At 67.0% G+C, this 17478-nt stretch carries 20 protein-coding genes; 13 read left to right on the top strand and 7 right to left on the bottom strand.

The genetic code is table 11. From position 1 onward, the window contains the following. The 3 genes from trxA to CAG29_RS14525 all read right to left on the bottom strand — a co-directional run bounded on the left by trxA (window position 1) and on the right by CAG29_RS14525 (window position 2056). Window positions 1-873, bottom strand: coding sequence for a thioredoxin (gene trxA, locus CAG29_RS14535; protein WP_085694684.1), 873 nt, complete (start codon window positions 871-873; stop codon window positions 1-3). A gap of 68 nt (window positions 874-941) precedes the next feature. Continuing rightward, the gene (locus tag CAG29_RS14530) at window positions 942-1595 is read right to left on the bottom strand and encodes a methyltransferase (protein WP_085633555.1); all 654 of its coding nucleotides are present in this window, start codon (window positions 1593-1595) and stop codon (window positions 942-944) included. Next, on the bottom strand, window positions 1592-2056 hold the full coding sequence (locus CAG29_RS14525) for a YbaY family lipoprotein (RefSeq protein WP_085638968.1): 465 nt from the start codon (window positions 2054-2056) through the stop codon (window positions 1592-1594). Before CAG29_RS14525 ends, CAG29_RS14530 begins: the two co-directional genes overlap by 4 nt. Window positions 2057-2184: 128 nt before the next feature. Here CAG29_RS14525 and nrdR point away from each other — a divergent pair, with 128 nt between their 5' ends. From nrdR to CAG29_RS14465, 12 genes are all read left to right on the top strand, one after another. Then, entirely contained in the window at window positions 2185-2649 is a 465-nt protein-coding gene (gene nrdR / locus CAG29_RS14520; RefSeq protein WP_007906838.1) for a transcriptional regulator NrdR, read from the top strand. Beyond that, a complete protein-coding gene (ribD, locus tag CAG29_RS14515; protein ID WP_085633559.1) occupies window positions 2646-3776 on the top strand; it encodes a bifunctional diaminohydroxyphosphoribosylaminopyrimidine deaminase/5-amino-6-(5-phosphoribosylamino)uracil reductase RibD in 1131 nt (376 codons plus the stop codon). The genes nrdR and ribD overlap by 4 nt, the downstream gene beginning before the upstream one ends. Window positions 3777-3823: 47 nt before the next feature. Next, window positions 3824-4489 (top strand): riboflavin synthase, encoded by a 666-nt coding sequence (locus CAG29_RS14510; protein ID WP_085633561.1) that lies wholly within the window; start codon window positions 3824-3826, stop codon window positions 4487-4489. Between the two features lie 31 nt (window positions 4490-4520). Beyond that, entirely contained in the window at window positions 4521-5612 is a 1092-nt protein-coding gene (gene ribBA, locus CAG29_RS14505; RefSeq protein WP_085585886.1) for a bifunctional 3,4-dihydroxy-2-butanone-4-phosphate synthase/GTP cyclohydrolase II, read from the top strand. Between the two features lie 91 nt (window positions 5613-5703). After that, entirely contained in the window at window positions 5704-6180 is a 477-nt protein-coding gene (gene ribE, locus CAG29_RS14500) for a 6,7-dimethyl-8-ribityllumazine synthase (RefSeq protein ID WP_003228649.1), read from the top strand. Then, complete coding sequence (nusB, locus tag CAG29_RS14495) at window positions 6177-6677, top strand: transcription antitermination factor NusB (RefSeq protein ID WP_085585888.1); 501 nt, start codon at window positions 6177-6179, stop codon at window positions 6675-6677. The genes ribE and nusB overlap by 4 nt, the downstream gene beginning before the upstream one ends. Before the next feature lie 17 nt (window positions 6678-6694). Continuing rightward, window positions 6695-7660: a thiamine-phosphate kinase gene (gene thiL / locus CAG29_RS14490; RefSeq protein ID WP_085633563.1), complete on the top strand. Its 966-nt coding sequence runs from the start codon at window positions 6695-6697 to the stop codon at window positions 7658-7660. Then, complete coding sequence (locus tag CAG29_RS14485) at window positions 7657-8160, top strand: phosphatidylglycerophosphatase A (protein WP_085585892.1); 504 nt, start codon at window positions 7657-7659, stop codon at window positions 8158-8160. The genes thiL and CAG29_RS14485 overlap by 4 nt, the downstream gene beginning before the upstream one ends. 28 nt (window positions 8161-8188) lie before the next feature. Next, the gene (locus CAG29_RS14480; RefSeq protein ID WP_085585894.1) at window positions 8189-8935 is read left to right on the top strand and encodes an ABC transporter substrate-binding protein; all 747 of its coding nucleotides are present in this window, start codon (window positions 8189-8191) and stop codon (window positions 8933-8935) included. Window positions 8936-9076: 141 nt separating this feature from the next. Continuing rightward, a complete protein-coding gene (gene ribA, locus CAG29_RS14475) occupies window positions 9077-9694 on the top strand; it encodes a GTP cyclohydrolase II (protein ID WP_085585896.1) in 618 nt (205 codons plus the stop codon). Beyond that, complete coding sequence (locus tag CAG29_RS14470) at window positions 9691-10110, top strand: MFS transporter (protein ID WP_085694683.1); 420 nt, start codon at window positions 9691-9693, stop codon at window positions 10108-10110. The genes ribA and CAG29_RS14470 overlap by 4 nt, the downstream gene beginning before the upstream one ends. Continuing rightward, the gene (locus CAG29_RS14465; RefSeq protein ID WP_085694682.1) at window positions 10110-10910 is read left to right on the top strand and encodes a cobalamin-binding protein; all 801 of its coding nucleotides are present in this window, start codon (window positions 10110-10112) and stop codon (window positions 10908-10910) included. The genes CAG29_RS14470 and CAG29_RS14465 overlap by 1 nt, the downstream gene beginning before the upstream one ends. 154 nt (window positions 10911-11064) lie before the next feature. On the opposite strand, the gene CAG29_RS14460 is transcribed toward CAG29_RS14465, so the two are convergent. The 4 genes from CAG29_RS14460 to CAG29_RS14445 all read right to left on the bottom strand — a co-directional run bounded on the left by CAG29_RS14460 (window position 11065) and on the right by CAG29_RS14445 (window position 16209). After that, a complete protein-coding gene (locus tag CAG29_RS14460) occupies window positions 11065-12948 on the bottom strand; it encodes a TonB-dependent receptor domain-containing protein (RefSeq protein ID WP_085694681.1) in 1884 nt (627 codons plus the stop codon). 144 nt (window positions 12949-13092) lie between these two features. Continuing rightward, window positions 13093-14991, bottom strand: a complete 1899-nt coding sequence (gene dxs, locus CAG29_RS14455; RefSeq protein ID WP_085638954.1) for a 1-deoxy-D-xylulose-5-phosphate synthase — start codon at window positions 14989-14991, stop codon at window positions 13093-13095. Between the two features lie 91 nt (window positions 14992-15082). Then, window positions 15083-15970, bottom strand: coding sequence for a (2E,6E)-farnesyl diphosphate synthase (gene ispA / locus CAG29_RS14450; protein WP_085694680.1), 888 nt, complete (start codon window positions 15968-15970; stop codon window positions 15083-15085). Then, window positions 15967-16209, bottom strand: a complete 243-nt coding sequence (locus tag CAG29_RS14445) for an exodeoxyribonuclease VII small subunit (protein ID WP_085694679.1) — start codon at window positions 16207-16209, stop codon at window positions 15967-15969. The genes ispA and CAG29_RS14445 overlap by 4 nt, the downstream gene beginning before the upstream one ends. Window positions 16210-16676: 467 nt before the next feature. Here CAG29_RS14445 and CAG29_RS14440 point away from each other — a divergent pair, with 467 nt between their 5' ends. Next, window positions 16677-17468, top strand: coding sequence for a YfaP family protein (locus CAG29_RS14440; RefSeq protein WP_085585910.1), 792 nt, complete (start codon window positions 16677-16679; stop codon window positions 17466-17468). Window positions 17469-17478 lie beyond the last annotated feature (10 nt).

Raw genomic sequence — 17478 nt, 5'->3', positions numbered from 1 at the left:
TCAGTACAGCGCCGCGAACACCTTGCGCCGGTAGACGGTCACCAGCGGGTGATCGTTGCCCAGCAGTTCGAACACTTGCATCAGGGTCTTGTGCGGCAGGCCTTCGCCGTAGCTGCGGTTGCGGATGAACAGCTTGAGCAGGGCGTCCAGCGCCGCTTCGTACTGCTGGCGGGCCAGTTGCTGGATCGCCAGTTGGTACACCGCTTCATCGTCCTGCGGGTTCTGCGCAAGGCGCGCCTTGAGCTCGGCGGCGTCCGGCAGGTCCCGGGCCAGGCCGAGGAACTTGATCTGGGCCTTGGCCCCGGCCAGCGCGGCCTTGTGCTCATCGCTCTTGACCGCGTCGAGCACGGTCTGCGCCTCGCCCAGCTCGCCGCGTTCGGTGAGGCAGCGGGCATACAGGATCAGCGCCTTGGCGTTGGTGTTGTCTTCGCCCAGGATCGCGACCAGCGCCGCTTCGGCGTCCGCGAACCGGCCGGCGTCGAACAGCGCCTGGGCCTGTTCGAACGGGTCGGCGGCGGCCGGCGGCGGCATCTGCACATGGGGCTCGAGCATCGCGCGCACGGCGGACTCGGGCTGCGCGCCGGCAAAGCCGTCCACCGGCTGGCCGTCCTTGAACAGCACCACGGTCGGCAGGCTGCGGATGCCGAAGCGGGCGACGATGTCCTGCTCGATGTCGCAGTTGACCTTGGCCAGCAGCAGCTCGCCCTGATAGCTCTCGGCGATGCCCTGGAGCATCGGCATCAGCGCCTTGCACGGCGCGCACCATTCGGCCCAGAAATCCACCAGCACCGGTTTGTGGAAGGAGTTCTCGATCACCGACCGGTCGAAATCGGCGGTCGTGGCGTCGAAGATGTAGGGCGTTTGCTCGCTCATGGGGGCTCTCGTGAAAGCGTGGATGGGGCAACTATACGGGGTGGCGGGGTGTGGCCGGAAGCGGTTGGCTAGCGCCGCGCATGGTAAAGGCTGACATGCCGGAACTCTTCCGGTTCGGCCAGATCCGGCAGGGTCATGGCCTCCAGCATCTCGATGCGGGTGTACTGCGGATGGCGGAAGTCGCGCACCCGGGAGTCGGCCACCAAGGCCTCGCGCCCACGGCTGAGGAACGCGTCGAGCAGCGGCAGGTTGGCCCGGTCGTACAGCACGTCGGCGACCAGGATCAGGTCGAAGCGGTCCGCCTCGGCGAAGAAGTCCGTCGAGTAGCCCATCTCCACGCCGTTGAGGCTTGCGTTGGCCCTGCACGCGGCGATCGCCAACGGGTCGAGGTCGCAGGCCACCACCTCCGCAGCGCCGGCCTTCACGGCGGCGATCCCGGCGATGCCGGAGCCTGCGCCGAAGTCCAGCACGCGCTTGCCCCTGACCCATTCGGGATGTTCGGCCAGGTAACGCGCCACCGCCAGGCCGCTGGCCCAGCAGAAGCTCCAGTACGGCGGCTCGTGGAGAATGCGGCGGGTTTCGTCCGGGGTGAATTCCCGGGCCATGTTGTCGCCGTCGATCAGCCACAGGCGCAGGTCGGTGCCCGGCAGCGGGCAAGCCACCAGCCGGGCGTCGCCGAGCAGTCCGCTCAAGGCCTGCTGCAGGTCGAACGGTGCATTCATGGCGCTTTGACGAACTGCAGCGGGCCCAGTGCCTGGGTGGTCGGCTGGGTGATGGCCTGCGACGGCAAGTGCAGGATCAACTGGCCGGACTGGCTGGCGCGGCCGCGCAGCTCGACCCGGGCGCCGGCGGGGAAGGCGTCGGGGTTGAAGCGCAGGTGGAACGGCAGCGCCCGGTCGTTGCCGATCAGCGTGGCGCTGGCCAGCAGTTGCTGCGGCCGGTCCTTCTCGTCGATCACCAGCAGCGCCAGTTCGACTTCGGCGCCGGCGGGCACGCCTTGCAGGGTGCCGCTCAGCTCGCGCTGGTAGGCCGGCAGCGGGCCGAGGTCGGCGGCTTCCCGGGCCTTTTTCTGCGCCTGCTGCGGCGCAGGGCCCGGTGTCGGCGGCTGGGGCTTGGGCGCATCGCTGCCGCAGGCCACCAGCAGGCTGAAGAGACTGAGCAAAACGAGCGGACGTAACGGCATTGGCGGCTCCGTAAAAGTGAAATCCATGGATCGTCAGATCATGGCAGTCTGTATACCGCAAAGCCTATGGCTTGTCTTGCCACGGGGATGCGCTACCATGGCCCTCCCATTTTTTGTTGCCAGCCACCATGCACTGTCCCTTCTGCGGTGCCAACGACACCAAGGTCATCGACTCGCGTCTGGTCGCCGAGGGCGAGCAGGTGCGCCGCCGGCGTGAATGCCTGGCCTGCGGCGAACGTTTCACGACGTTCGAGACGGCCGAGCTTGTGTTGCCGCGCCTGATCAAAACCGACGGCAGCCGCCAACCCTTCGACGAAGAGAAACTCCGCGCCGGCATGCAGCGTGCGCTGGAGAAACGTCCCGTCAGCGTCGAGCGCCTCGAGTCCTCCCTGGTGCACATCAAGCACAAGCTGCGCGCCACCGGCGAGCGCGAGGTCAAGTCCCTCGTGGTGGGTGAGTTGGTGATGGCCGAACTGAAAAAACTCGACGAAGTCGCCTACATCCGCTTCGCGTCGGTGTACCGCCGCTTCCAGGATCTCAACGAGTTCCGCGAAGAGATCGACCGCCTGGCCCGCGAACCGGTGAAAGAATGACCGCCGCCGAACAGGCCATCCTCGACGCGCACTTCATGGCCCGGGCCCTGGAGCTGGCGCGCAGGGGCCACTACACCACCCACCCGAACCCGCGGGTCGGCTGCGTGGTCGTGCGCGACGGGCAGATCGTCGGCGAAGGCTGGCACGAACGCGCCGGCGAACCCCACGCCGAAGTCCACGCCCTGCGCGCCGCCGGCGAGCAGGCCCGGGGCGCCACCGCCTACGTCACCCTTGAGCCGTGCAGCCACCATGGCCGCACGCCGCCGTGCGCCGACGCGCTGGTCAAGGCCGGCGTCGGGCGGGTGGTGGCGGCGATGCAGGATCCGAATCCGCAGGTCGCAGGCCAGGGCCTGCAACGCCTGGCCGACGCCGGTATCGCCACCGCCAGCGGGGTGCTGGAAGGCGAGGCGCGCAAGCTCAACGAAGGCTTTCTCAAGCGCATGGAGCACGGCTTGCCGTTCGTGCGGGTCAAGCTGGCCATGAGCCTCGACGGCCGCACGGCCATGGCGAGCGGCGAGAGCCAGTGGATCACCGGCCCCGCCGCGCGCTCGGCGGTGCAGCGCCTGCGGGCCCAGGCCAGCGTGGTGCTGACCGGCGCCGACACGGTGCTGGCCGATGGCGCACGCTTGACCGTGCGGGCTGACGAATTGGGGCTGGATGCGGCGCAGACCGCGCTGGCCATGAGCCGGCCGCCGCTGCGGGTGCTGGTCGACGGCCGCCTGCGGGTGCCGCTGGACGCGCCGTTCTTCAAGGCCGGTCCCGCGCTGGTCGCCACCTGCGCGGCTGTGGAAGAGCAGCACGTCGACGGCCCCGAATGCCTGCACGTGCCGGGCGATGACGGCCAGGTCGACCTGCGCCGGCTGCTGGCCGAACTGGCCGGCCGCGGCGTCAACGAAGTGCTGGTCGAAGCCGGGCCGCGCCTGGCCGGTGCCTTTGCGCAGCAGGGGCTGGTCGACGAGTTCGTGATCTTCATCGCCGGCAAGTTCTTGGGCTCTGCGGCGCGTCCGCTGCTCGACTGGCCGCTGGCGTATATGAAGGACGCGCCGGAACTGAAAATCAGCGAAATCCGCGCGGTGGGCGATGACTGGCGAGTCACCGCAATCCCTCTGCCTGCCGCGAGCGTATAATTCCCGGCCATCGCGTTAGCGCAGGCGCCGTTCTCAAGGAGAACCCCATGTTCACCGGCATCATCGAATCCATCGGCAGCATCCGTGCACTGACCCCCAAGGGCGGTGACGTGCGGGTGCATGTCGAAACCGGCAAGCTCGACCTGAGCGACGTCAAGCTGGGCGACAGCATCGCGGTCAACGGCGTTTGCCTGACGGCGGTCGAACTGCCGGGCAACGGCTTCGCCGCCGACGTCAGCCGCGAAACCCTCGACTGCACCGCCATGAATGACCTCAAGAGCGGCAGCCCGGTCAACCTGGAAAAGGCCCTGACCCCGACCACCCGCCTGGGCGGGCACCTGGTCAGCGGCCACGTCGACGGCGTCGGCGAGGTGGTGTCGCGCAGCGACAACGCCCGCGCCGTGGAATTTCGCATCCGCGCGCCGAAGGAGCTGGCCAAGTACATCGCCCACAAGGGCTCGATCACCGTCGACGGCACCAGCCTGACGGTGAACGCGGTCGACGGCGCCGAGTTCCTGCTGACGATCATTCCGCACACCCTGAGCGAAACCATCATGGCGTCCTACAAGCCGGGCCGCCGGGTGAACCTGGAGGTCGACCTGCTGGCGCGCTACCTGGAGCGCCTGCTGCTGGGCGACAAGGCCGCCGAGCCGAGCGCCGGCGGCACCATCACCGAAAGCTTCCTGGCCGCCAACGGCTATCTCAAATCCTGAAACTCAATTTCTGAAAGAATGGGGGTGCCTTGTGGCGCTCAATAGCATCGAAGAGCTGGTTGAAGACATCCGCCAAGGCAAGATGGTCATCCTCATGGATGACGAAGACCGCGAGAACGAAGGCGACCTGATCATGGCCGCCGAATGCTGCAAGGCCGAGCACATCAACTTCATGGCCAAGCATGCCCGCGGCCTGATCTGCATGCCGATGACCCGCGAGCGCTGCGAGACCCTGAAGCTGCCGCTGATGGCGCCGCGCAACGGTTCCGGGTTCGGCACCAAGTTCACCGTGTCGATCGAGGCCGCCGAAGGCGTGACCACCGGCATCTCCGCCGCCGACCGCGCCCGCACCGTACAGGCCGCGGCCGCTAAGGACGCCAAGGCCGAAGACATCGTCAGCCCCGGCCATATCTTCCCGCTGATGGCCCAGGCCGGCGGCACCCTGGCCCGCGCCGGCCACACCGAAGCGGCCTGCGACCTGGCGCGCATGGCCGGTTTCGAGCCGAGCGGGGTGATCTGCGAAGTGATGAACGACGACGGCACCATGTCCCGCCGCGCGGAACTGGAAACCTTCGCCGCCGAACACAACATCAAGATCGGCACCATCGCCGACCTGATCCACTACCGGATGATCCACGAACGTACCGTTCAGCGGATCGCCGAGCAGCCGCTGGACAGCGAACTGGGCCAGTTCAACCTGGTCACCTACCGTGATTCGGTCGAAGGCGACGTGCACATGGCCCTGACCCTGGGCAACGTCTGCGCCGAAGAGCCGACCCTGGTGCGCGTGCACAACATGGATCCGCTGCGCGACCTGCTGATGGTCAAGCAACCGGGCCGCTGGAGCCTGCGCGCCGCCATGGCCGCCGTGGCCGAGGCCGGCAGCGGCGTGGTGCTGCTGCTCGGTCACCCGCTCGACGGCGACGTGCTGCTGGCGCACATCCGCGAGACCGGCGATCAGGCGGCGGCGAAAAAACCGACCACCTACAGCATCGTCGGCGCCGGTTCGCAGATCCTGCGCGACCTGGGCGTGCGCAAGATGCGTCTGATGAGCGCGCCGATGAAGTTCAACGCGATATCCGGTTTCGATCTGGAAGTTGTAGAATACGTGCCCTCCGAATGATGACCGGTTGTTTCCGGCCCTTGATTCGCGGTTCAAATATCCCTGAGGGGCGCGTAACAGACGCGTCCCGGCTCTTTAAGAGATCTGACGAATGACCCTGAAGACCATCGAAGGTACTTTCATCGCTCCAAAAGGCCGCTACGCTTTGGTAGTGGGCCGTTTCAACAGCTTCGTGGTTGAAAGCCTGGTCAGCGGCGCAGTCGATGCCCTGGTTCGCCACGGCGTGAGCGAAAGCGACATCACCATCATCCGCGCACCGGGCGCCTTCGAAATTCCGCTGGTCGCGCAGAAAGTCGCCCAGAAAGGCGAATTCGCAGCGATCATCGCGCTGGGCGCGGTCATTCGTGGCGGCACCCCGCACTTCGAATACGTGGCCGGCGAATGCACCAAGGGCCTGGCCCAGGTCTCCATGGAGTTCGGCGTACCGGTCGCCTTCGGCGTGCTGACCGTCGATTCCATCGAGCAAGCCATCGAACGTTCCGGCACCAAGGCCGGCAACAAAGGTGCCGAAGCTGCCCTGTCCGCCCTGGAAATGGTCAGCCTGCTGGCGCAGTTGGAGGCCAAGTGATTAGCGACGACAGCGATCGTTTCAACCCGCGCGATCCCAAACCAGCGAACGCCGGCAAGCCCTCGAAGAGCGCCAAGCGCCGCGAAGCCCGTCAGCTCGCGACGCAGGCGCTGTACCAGTGGCACATGGCCCGGGCTTCGTTGAACGAGATCGAGGCACAGTTTCGGGTCGACAACGATTTCACCGATGTCGACGGCGCGTATTTCCGCGAGATCCTGCACGGGGTTCCGGCCAACCGCACCGAGATCGACAACGCGCTCACGCCTTGCCTGGACCTGGCCATCGAAGAGCTGGATCCGGTCGAGCTGGCGGTGCTGCGCCTGTCCACCTGGGAGCTGCTCAAGCGCGTCGACGTGCCTTACCGCGTGGTGATCAACGAAGGCATCGAACTGGCGAAGGTCTTCGGTTCGACCGACGGTCACAAGTTCGTCAACGGCGTGCTGGACAAACTGGCCCCGCGCCTGCGTGAAGCTGAAGTGAAGGCGTTCAAGCGCTGACCGGCGCTTGAGACCTCATGGGCGAGTTTGAGCTGATCCGCAACTTCTTCGCCGCCGCGCCCTGTGCGCAGGGCGGCGAGGGCGTTGCCCTGGGGATCGGCGACGACTGCGCCTTGCTGGCGGTTCCTTCCGGGGAACAGCTGGCGGTTTCCACCGATACGCTGGTGGCCGGCGTGCATTTCGCCGACCCCTGCGATCCGTTCCTGCTCGGTCAGCGTTCGCTGGCCGTGGCGGTCAGCGACCTCGCTGCCATGGGTGCCACGCCCGTTGCCTTTACCCTTGCCCTGACCCTGCCTTCGGTGACCGCCGACTGGCTGCAGGCCTATGCCCGCGGCTTGAGCCAGATGGCCCAGGGCTGCGGCGTGGCGCTGGTGGGCGGGGACACCACCCGTGGGCCGCTGAGCCTGACCATGACCGTGTTCGGCCGCGTGCCGGCGGGCCAGGCCCTGACCCGCAGCGGCGCGCGCCCAGGCGACCTGCTGTGCGTCGGCGGCGAGCTGGGCAATGCCGCCGGTGCCTTGCCGCTGGTGCTGGGGCAGCGCGAGGCGGCGGCCGATGTCGCAGGACCGCTGCTGGCGCACTACTGGTCGCCGCAGCCGCAACTGGCCTTGGGCCAGGCGCTGCGCGGCAAGGCCACGGCGGCGCTGGACATCTCCGACGGCTTGCTCGCCGACTGCGGGCACATCGCCCTGGCGTCGAACGTGCGGCTGGAGGTGGAGCGCGAGCGGGTGCCGCTGTCGGACGCACTGGTGGCGTTCCTCGGCCAACCGGGCGCCGAGCGTGCGGCCCTGAGCGGCGGCGACGACTACGTGCTGGCCTTCACCTTGCCGTCCGTCGAATTGCCGGCGCTGCTGGCCGACGGCTGGCCGGTGCATGTGATCGGCCGCGTGGCGCAGGGGCAGGGCGTGGCGCTGCTCGACCGCGACGGACGCGACATCACCCCGCAGATCCGGGGTTATCAACATTTTCAGGAGTCACCGTGACAGATCACCCGAAACAGGTTCCGGCCGAATGCGTTCCGCCGTCGGTCTGGCGCAATCCGTGGCATTTCCTGGCCTTCGGATTCGGTTCCGGCACCTTGCCCAAGGCGCCGGGCACCTGGGGCTCGCTGGTTGCGCTACCCTTTATTCCGTTGTGGCAGATGTTGCCCGACTGGGGTTACTGGCTGATGCTGGGCATCACCATGCTGTTCGGCTTCTGGCTGTGCGGCAAGGTGGCCGACGACCTGCGGGTGCATGACCACGAAGGCATCGTCTGGGACGAGATGGTCGGGATGTGGATCACCCTGTGGCTGGTGCCGGAAGGCTGGTACTGGCTGCTGGCCGGGTTTGTGGTGTTCCGCTTCTTCGACATACTCAAGCCGTGGCCGATCCGCTGGGTGGACCGGCATGTGCACGGCGGCGTCGGGATCATGCTCGACGACGTGCTGGCCGGCGTGTTCGCTTGGCTTGCGATGCAGGGACTGGTGTGGATTTTCGCCTGAGCGCTCAGGCGTGCACGGGGGACTAAGGATGGCTCGACGCTGGTTGGCGCTGTTGGTTGTTGTCTGGCTCGGTTTCGGGGGCGCTTGCCTGGCCCGGGCCGAGGATGCACCGCCTGCGGTCATTCACCTGGCCAGCGAGGAATGGGAAGACTACACCGCCGCCGACGGCCACGGTCTGGCCTGGGACGTGCTGCGGCTGGTGTTCGAGCAGGCCGGCGTGACGCTGGACATCCGCACCGTGCCGTACACCCGTTCGGTGGGGCTGGTGCAGCTCAAGGAGGTCGACGCCCTGGTCGGCTCCTACCGCGATGAAGCCGAGCAGGTGCTGTACCCGCGCTGGAACTTCGACTCCGACCACATCTACGCCCTGGGGCTGGCAAGCAATCCGGCGCCGACCCAGGCCTCCCTGGGCAAGTACCGCCTGGCCTGGGTGCGGGGCTACCGCTACGAGAACTACCTGCCCAACATCAAGCGCTACAACCAGATCGAGCGGCGCACGGGGATCCTGTCGATGCTCAAGCAGGGGCGGGTGGATTTCTACATCGATGCGCTGACCGAGATCGAAGCGGTGCTCAAGGACGCCGACGATCCGGCGCAGTACCGCTATTCGCATCTGGCGGAGCTGCCGCTGTACCTGGGGTTCGCCGACACACCCCAGGGCCGCGCCCTAATGGCGCTGTATGACCGGCGCATGGAGCAGTTGGTCAAGACCGGCGAGCTCAAGGCGGTCTTCGAGCGCTGGAAGCAGCCGTATCCGTTCGATCCGAACGGCTGACGTGCCCGCCCTCGCCACGACCATCCTCGCATCAAACTTTTTGATGAATATGGCCGACAATTCAGCCTAAGCGTCTGTCGGAACCTGCTGTTACAATGCCGCCCAGCGAATCTTCAGACTTTTCAGATCAGGAGCACACCGGTGCCTGTCGTTTTTGTCGCCGCTTCCAAGCTGCCAACGCCTTTTGCGCAATTCACCATGCACGGTTTTCTCGATGAAGCCACCGGCCGCGAGCACGTCGTGCTGAGCCTGGGCGAGATCGCGGACGGTGCCCCGGTGCTGGGCCGGCTGCATTCCGAATGCCTGACCGGCGATGCCTTGTTCAGCCAGCGCTGCGACTGCGGTTCGCAACTGGAAGCCGCCCTGCGCGCCATCGCCCGCGAAGGCCGTGGCGTGCTGCTGTACCTGCGCCAGGAAGGCCGCGGCATCGGCCTCTTGAACAAGATCCGCGCCTACGAACTGCAGGACGGCGGCGCCGACACCGTCGAGGCCAACGAGCGCCTTGGCTTCGCCGCCGACCAGCGCGACTACGCCATGTGCCTGCCGATGCTGGAGCACCTGGGCGTCAAGTCGCTGCGCCTGATGACCAACAACCCGCGCAAGGTCAAGGCGCTGACCGACATGGGCATCGTCGTCGCCGAGCGCGTGCCGCTGCACACCGGCCACAACCCGCACAACAAACTCTACCTGGCGACCAAGGCCAGCAAGCTCGACCACATGATGGGCAACGAGCACCAGGGCGAGGTCGACCGGGCGTGACCCGCGGTCAGGTGCGTCGCCGCCTGTCGGTGGCCTGGTGGAAATACCTGGCGCTGGCGCTGCTGCCGCTGTTCGTGATCAACGGCGTGTTCGGCCAGGGCGAGGCGGTCTTGCCGGTGCTGGCGATGCCGCTGTTCATCGCCGGCGTGGCGTCGATGTTCGTCAGCCTGAAGTTCTTCGGCCGCTACAAGCATGCGTTGATCGCCACCCAGAAATGCCTCGACACCCCCGAAGAGCCCGGCGCGTGGATCGCCTTGGCGGCCCGTCGCCGTACGGCGTTCCTGGCGGCGGCGTTGCCGGCCTGGATCGGCGCGCTGGCGGTGTTCGTCGGCCTCGAAGCCGTGCCGCTGATGCTGCTGGCGCTGTCCACGGCCGTGCTGTTCTACCTCTACCGCATTCCGCGTCAGCTCGGTTGATGCGGCGCCTCTGGCTGGCGGTTCTGCTGCTGGCCGCCAGCGGCGGGGCCCTGGCCGACCTGCGGGTGGTCAGCCTCGCGCCTTCCCTGTCGGAAATCGTCGTTGAACTGGATTCGGCCGACCTGCTGGTGGGCGTGCTGGATGCCGGCGAGCGGCCGGACGCGCTCAAGCAAGTGCCTTCGGTGGGGCGCTACGGGCAGCTCGACATGGAGCGCTTGCTCAGCCTCCAGCCCGATTTGCTGCTGCTCTGGCCCGGCAGCGTCGGCCCGGCCCAGCGCGAGCAGCTCAAGCGGCTGAACATCCCGACCTTCGTGGCTGAACCCCACAGCCTTGACCAACTGCTCGAACAGATCGATGCCATCGCCCGGCGGCTTGGCCGGCCTGAGCGCGGGATCGAGCGGGTGGCGGCATTGCGCAAAGACCTTGAAGCGCTCCGCACGCGCTATCGCCGGGAAAGCCCTCTGCGGGTGTTCTACCAGGTCTGGGACAAGCCGCTGTACACCGTCGGCGGCGGGCAGATCATCAGCGATGCGCTGGCGGTGTGCGGTGCCCGCAACGTGTTCGCCGACCTGAGTTTGCCGGCGCCGCAGGTCAGCGTCGAGGCGGTGCTGCAGCGCGATCCCGAAGTGATCCTGGCCGGCGAGCAGACGCAGCTCGATGCCTGGAAAGCCTGGCCGCAGGTGGCGGCGGTGCGTCAGGGGCAATTGCTGCGGGTGAGCGACAAGGGCCTTGAGCGGCCGAGCGGGCAGATGATCGAAGCGACCGCCAAGCTCTGCCGGTTGATTGCGCCCGGGCGTTGAGGTTTTTGCGTAGCGGTGCCCTGGGTGGAGCCATCGCCAGCAGGCTGGCTCCCACAGGGGATCTCGGTTGTACGCAGAATCTGCGGTCACCGCGAAAACGGTGGGAGCCAGCCTGCTGGCGATAGCGGCAGTCAAAACCCCGCCGCAGTTCCGCTCAGAGCTGCGGCGTCCAGGTCACTGCGAACATCCACGCCCGGCCTTCCTCGCGGTAGCCGTACTGGCTGCTGCCGTGGCTGTACAGCACCCGGCTGTAGTCCTTGTCCAGCAGGTTGTCGACCTTGAGGTCCAGCTTGATCTCCCGGCTCAGCGCCCAGCTGCTGCGCAGCCCGAGCAGGCCATAGCCGCCCAGGGCATGCTGGTTGTTCAGGTCGTCGTAGCTGCCGCTGACCGCCTGCCAGGAGGCGCCGAGGCCGAGCCGGTCGAATTGCCGATCCAGGTCCCAGCTCAGCGTGCGGCGGGCGCGGCGGGCCAGGGTGTGGCCGCTGTCGCGGTCGCGCGGGTCGATGACCGCCACGCCGAGGTTGCTCTGCCAGCCGTACAGTTCCTGTTTCAGCGCCGCTTCGAAGCCGTTGATCCGCGCCGAGGCGACGTTCTGCGGCCGTGAGTTGCTGCCGGAAATGATCGCGTCCTCAAGGTCGGTGCGGTACAGCGACGCTTCGAGGCGGCTGCTGTCGCTCAACTGGCTGCGCCATTGCAGCTCGTAGCTTTTCGAGGTTTCCGGTTTCAGGTTCGGGTTGCTGAAGCCCGGGTAGTACAGGTCGTTGAAGGTCGGGGCGCGGAAGCCTTCGCTGTAGCTCAGCAACAGGTCGTTGTCCGGGTTCACCGGCACGGTGAGGGTGCCGCTCCAGCTGTTCTGGCCGCCGAACTGCTGGTTCTGGTCGCGGCGCAGGCCCAGTTCGGTGGAGAAGCTGTCGGCCTGGTAGCGGTGCTGGATGAAGGCGGCGCGGTTCCAGCGGCTGTCCTCGTCGAACGAGGTGCTGCTGTTGACCCGGTCTTCGTACCAGTCGCCGCCCAGGATCAGGCTGTTGCGGGCGTCGAGGGTCAGGTCGTTCTGCCAGTTCACCGAATCGCGGTAGGTGTTGAACACCGAGCGTTCGTCGCTGAGCTTGTCGAGGGTCTTGTCGCGGTTTTCGCTGTGGCCCAGCTCCAGGCGGGACTTCCAGCGCTCATTGAGCCGCGCGTCCACGTAACCGCTGAAACTGCTGACGGCGAAGTCGCTGTAGGGCTGCTGCTGATAGCTGGTGTCTGTCTGGAAGTCGTAGCGGCCGAACGGGCTGTCGAATTCGTTCTTGCCGCGGTTGTCCAGCAGGTTGGCGCCCACTTCGACGTCGTCGCTCAGGGCGTGGCTCAGGCTCAGGCTGAGGGACTGGTTGCGGTAGGCGTCATGGTCGCTGTCGCTGGGATACGACTCATGGGTGCGGTCGATGCCGGCAGTCTCGTTCAGGCTCGCGCCGAGGTTGAAGCGGGTTTTCTCATCGCCGCCGGACAGGCCGAGGCTGCGCTCCCAGGTCTGATTGCTGCCGAAACCGACATGCATCCGCGGCTGCAAGCCTGGCTCGGCGCCGCGCCGGGTGAAGATCTGGATCACCCCGCCGATCGCATCGCTGCCGTAGATCACCGAGCGGGAGCCGCGCAGCACTTCCACCCGCTCGATCTGTTCGATGTTCAGGTGCTGCAGGTTGCTGTCACCGGAGGTGGCGTTGCCGATGCGCTGGCCGTCCACCAGCACCAGGCTCTGGGCCGATTGGGTGCCGCGGATGTAGATCCCCGGCTGGCTGCCGCGCCCGCCTGACTGCGTAACCTGCACGCCCGGCACCCGTTGCAGCAGGTCGGTGACGCTCTGCGGCTGCAGGCGCTCGATGTCGTCGCGGGTGAACACGGTGTTGGCGGCGCTGCTGTCGTTGCGCGCCTCGACCTGGCGGTTGGCGCTGATCAGCACGTCCGGCAGCTTCAGGGCTTCGTCGCGTTCGAAGGCGTCGGCGAATGCCGGGCTGGCGGGGAGCAGGAGGAGGGGCAGGGCGAGGCGCGAAAACTTCATGGGCAGTCCATTGGAGACAACATTTATGACACCGCAAAACACTGTGGGAGCGGGCTTGCCCGCGAAGGCGTCGGCACATTCAACGCAGATGTTGGATGTGCCGGCCTCTTCGCGGGCAAGCCCGCTCCCACAGGGAGGGTGTGTTCAGCGGTCGAGCAGTTGCAGGCGCTCGCGCACCGCCGCTTCGATCCCGGCCTCGTCCAGCCCGCACTCGGCGAGCATCTGCGCCGGTTTGGCGTGTTCGACGTAGATGTCCGGCAGGCCCAGGTGCAGGATCGACCTGAGCACGTTCTCGCGGGCGAGGAACTCGCTGACCGCGCTGCCGGCGCCGCCCATCACCGAGTTCTCCTCGATGGTCACCAGCAGGTCGTGGTTGGCGGCGGCTTCGCGCACCAGCGCTTCGTCCAGCGGTTTGACGAAGCGCATGTCGATGACCGTGGCGTCCAGCTTCTCGGCGACGTTCAGCGCCTCGGCCAGTTGCACGCCGAACACCAGCAGGGCGACCTTGCTGCCCTCGCGGCGCACCACGCCCTTGCCGATCTCGATCGGTTCCAGGCTCTTCTCGATGGTGGCGTTCGGGCCGGTGCCGCGCGGGTAACGCACCGCCGCCGGGCCGTTGTACAGGTGGCCGGTGCTGAGCATCTTGCGCAGTTCGTTCTCGTCGCTCGGGGTCATGATGACCATGCCCGGGATGCAGCGCAGGAACGACAGATCGAAGCTGCCGGCGTGGGTCGGGCCGTCTTCGCCCACCAGGCCCGCGCGGTCGATGGCGAACAGCACGTCGAGGTTCTGCACCGCGACGTCGTGGACCAGTTGGTCGTAGCCGCGCTGCAGGAACGTCGAGTAGATCGCCACCACCGGTTTGGCGCCTTCGCAGGCCATGCCGGCGGCGAGGGTCACGGCGTGCTGTTCGGCGATCGCCACGTCGAAGTAGCGCAGCGGGAAGCGTTCGCTGAACGCCACCAGGTCCGAGCCTTCCTTCATCGCCGGGGTGATGCCCACCAGGCGCGGGTCGGCGGCGGCCATGTCGCACAGCCATTCGCCGAACACGCCGGAATACTTCGGCCCGCCGGCCTTCTTCGGCGCAGCGGCCGGGGCGTCCAGCGGTTCGAGCTTGGTGATGGCGTGGTAGCCGATCGGGTCGACCTCCGCCGGAGCGAAGCCCTTGCCCTTCTTGGTGACCACGTGCAGGAACTGCGGGCCCTTCAGGTCGCGCATGTTGCGCAGGGTGGCGATCAGGGTCGGCAAGTCGTGGCCGTCGATCGGGCCGATGTAGTTCCAGCCCAGCTCTTCGAACAGGGTGCCGGGCACCAGCATGCCCTTGGCGTACTCTTCGGTGCGGCGGGCGATCTCCCAGGCGCCGGGCAGGCGCGACAGCACTTTCTTGCTGCCTTCGCGCATGCTCGCGTAGGTGCGGCTGGAGAGGATCTTGGCCAGGTAATTGGACAGGCCGCCGACGTTGCGCGAGATCGACATGTCGTTGTCGTTGAGGATCACCAGCATGTTGGCGTCCACTTCCGGCGCGTGGTTCAGCGCCTCGAACGCCATGCCGGCGGTCAGCGCGCCGTCACCGATCACGGCGATCGCCTTGCGGTCGCTGTTCTGCAGGCGGGCGGCGATGGCCATGCCCAGCGCGGCGCTGATCGAGGTGCTGGAGTGGCCGACGCCGAAAGTGTCGTACTCGCTCTCGGAGCGGCGCGGGAAGGCGGCGATGCCGTCCTTCTGGCGCAGGGTACCCATGCGCTCGCGGCGGCCGGTGAGGATCTTGTGCGGATACGCCTGATGGCCGACGTCCCACACCAGCCGGTCATCCGGGGTGTCGAACACGTAATGCAACGCGATGGTCAGCTCGATGACGCCCAGGCCGGCACCGAAATGCCCACCGGTCTGGCCGACCGTGTAGAGCAGTTCCAGGCGCAACTCATCGGCCAGGGTCTCCAGCTCGGCTTCGCCTAACCGGCGCAGGCCGTCCGGCGTGTTCGCGCGGTCGAGCAGGGGCGTGGTCGGGCGCTTGCGGGGAATCTCATGAAACGTCGTGGGCATCAGGCGAATCGTTATAGGTATAAAAGATGCGGCAGTTTACCTGATGCATCGCCCCCTGCCCACGCGTAGGTCCTTTTTGGCGGATCTGCCGTCAGTGGCGGCGCTCGACGATGTACCGGGCCAGGTCGCGCAGCGGCTCGGCGGCCGCGTCAAACGGTCGCAGCGCGTGCAGGGCCTGATCGCGCAGTTCCAGCGCATAGGCCTTGGCCGCGTCGAGGCCGAGCAGGGCCGGGTAGGTCGGCTTGTCGCGGGCGATGTCGGCGCCCTGGCGCTTGCCGAGGGTTTCGGTGTCGCTTTCGACGTCGAGGATGTCGTCCTGCACCTGGAACGCCAGGCCGATGGCCTGTGCATAAGTCTGCAGGGCCTTGAGCTCGTCCTTCTCGGCGCGGCCGCTGGCCAGGGCGCCGAGCCTGACGCTGACCTCGATCAGCGCGCCGGTCTTGTGCCGGTGCATCTGCTCAAGGGCCTTCTGGTCGAGCTTGAGGCCCACCGAGCCGAGGTCGATGGCCTGGCCGCCGACCATGCCGGCGGGACCTGCGGCGTGGGCGAGGGCGGTGACCATCTGCAGGCGGATGTCGGCGCCCAGGTCGCTCAGGCGCGGGTCGAGCAGGGCGCTGAACGCCAGGCTCTGCAGGCCGTCGCCGGCGAGGATCGCGCAGGCTTCGTCGTACTTCTTGTGGGTGGTGGGCTGGCCGCGGCGCAGGTCGTCGTCGTCCATCGCCGGCAAATCGTCGTGCACCAGCGAGTAGGCGTGGATCAGCTCCACCGCGCAGGCCGCGCCGTTGGCCTGTTCGGCCTTGCCGCCGAGGGCTTCGCAGGCGGCGTAGGCCAGCAGCGGACGCACGCGCTTGCCGCCGATCATCACGCTGTAGTGCATCGCCTCATACAGGCGCGCCAGCTCCGGCAAAGGCGCCTTGAACAGGATCTCCAGCGCCGCGTTGACCCGTGCCTGGCTGGCGGCCGAATACGCGGCGATCATTCCGGCAAGTCCGCATCGAACGGGGCTTCGGCCAGTTCGCCGTCGCGCTCCAGCAGGATCTGCACCTTCTGCTCGGCCTGGGCCAGCGCCGCCTGGCAGTCGCGGGTCAGGCCGATGCCCTGCTCGAAGGCGGCCAGCGAGTTCTCCAGCGACAGTTCGCCGTTCTCCAGACGCTCCACCAGCGTTTGCAGGTCGGCGAGGGACTGTTCGAAATCCAGTGCAGCTTTTTTGCGGGCCATGGCGGCGGTTTCCGGTAGACGTTAAACCGGCGCGACACTAGCAGATAGGGGGGGCAGGGGCAAATGAGCGGGGCGTTCCCCATGGCGGGGGCGCGTGTTCCCGCCGGGCTGCGCAGCTGTCCCGGGCGTGGCCGAATTCAGGGCCGGATTCTGGGGTTCGGGGTCGATTCGCAACCTGATGGGAGCGAGCTCTCTTGCTGCGAATTGATGTGCTTTGGCTGGGCAAATGTTTATTCGGCTCATTTCGTGAGCCGAATAAGTCCGCTATTTGGCTCACGCACCGTAAATGTGCGTGATTCTTGCCGCAAATCCAGATGTGTCCGATTGTTAAACAACGGCCGAATCGTTAATCTTCGCGCCTTCTACGTCCCCGTTTTCAGGGGCTTTCAGACGAAACGCAGTACGCGCCACTGTGAAGCGCCGAGGATCGGGCGCAAGGTTTCGTCAGGCATGGCAGGAGGCATCACGTGCGTTCGTTTCTTTTGCTGCTGATCGGGTTGGTCTGCGCGCCCGCGCTGCTGGCTGCGCCGAGCGCCGAGCTGTCGGAGCCCCAGGGCGGCTGGCGCTACCACGGCCTGCTCGACCGCACGGAAAACCCCCAGGTGGCTTACCCCACGCCGCCCATCGACCGCGGCATCCAGCGCAACCGCACGATGATCCAGGGCCAGCTCAAGGCCCTCGGCCACCAGCGCGGGCCGCATACCCTGGCGGTGAACGGCAATCCGCTGAACCTGTACACCGACGATGACGGGCGTTTCGCCAGGCCCTACGCCTTCGGCGCCGGCTCCAACAGCGTCGAGGTGCGCAGCGCCGAAGGGCAGTCGCTCAAGCGCGTCCAATTCTATGAGGCCAACGACCTGCGCACGCCGGCGCGGATCCGCGTGGTGCTGGGCTGGGACGACCCCAAGGCCGAGCTCGACCTGCACATCGTCACGCCGGACGGCCAGCATGCCTTCTGGGCGCGCCCGGCCTTGAGCAACGGCGGCGGCCTGGATCCGGACGGCGTCGACGGCCCGGGCCCGGAAATGTTCACCATGACCGCGCCGCTGCACGGCACCTATCTGGTTTACGTCAACTATTGGGGCAACTTCGGCGACGGCGGCTATAACTTCGAGGAGGCCAGCAACCAGAACGAGGTCATCACCTCGCAAATCACGCTGGTGACCCAGGAAAACACTGTCGACGAAAAACGCGAAACGTTCATCGTGCCCCTGCGGGCGATCGGTGATCTGCTGCTGGTCAAGACTTTCAACTATTAAGCATCCCGTC

Source organism: Pseudomonas sp. B7(2017), from assembly GCF_002112745.1.
GTDB classification, from domain to species: domain Bacteria; phylum Pseudomonadota; class Gammaproteobacteria; order Pseudomonadales; family Pseudomonadaceae; genus Aquipseudomonas; species Aquipseudomonas ekonensis.
This window is presented reverse-complemented; position numbering and strand designations above follow the sequence as displayed.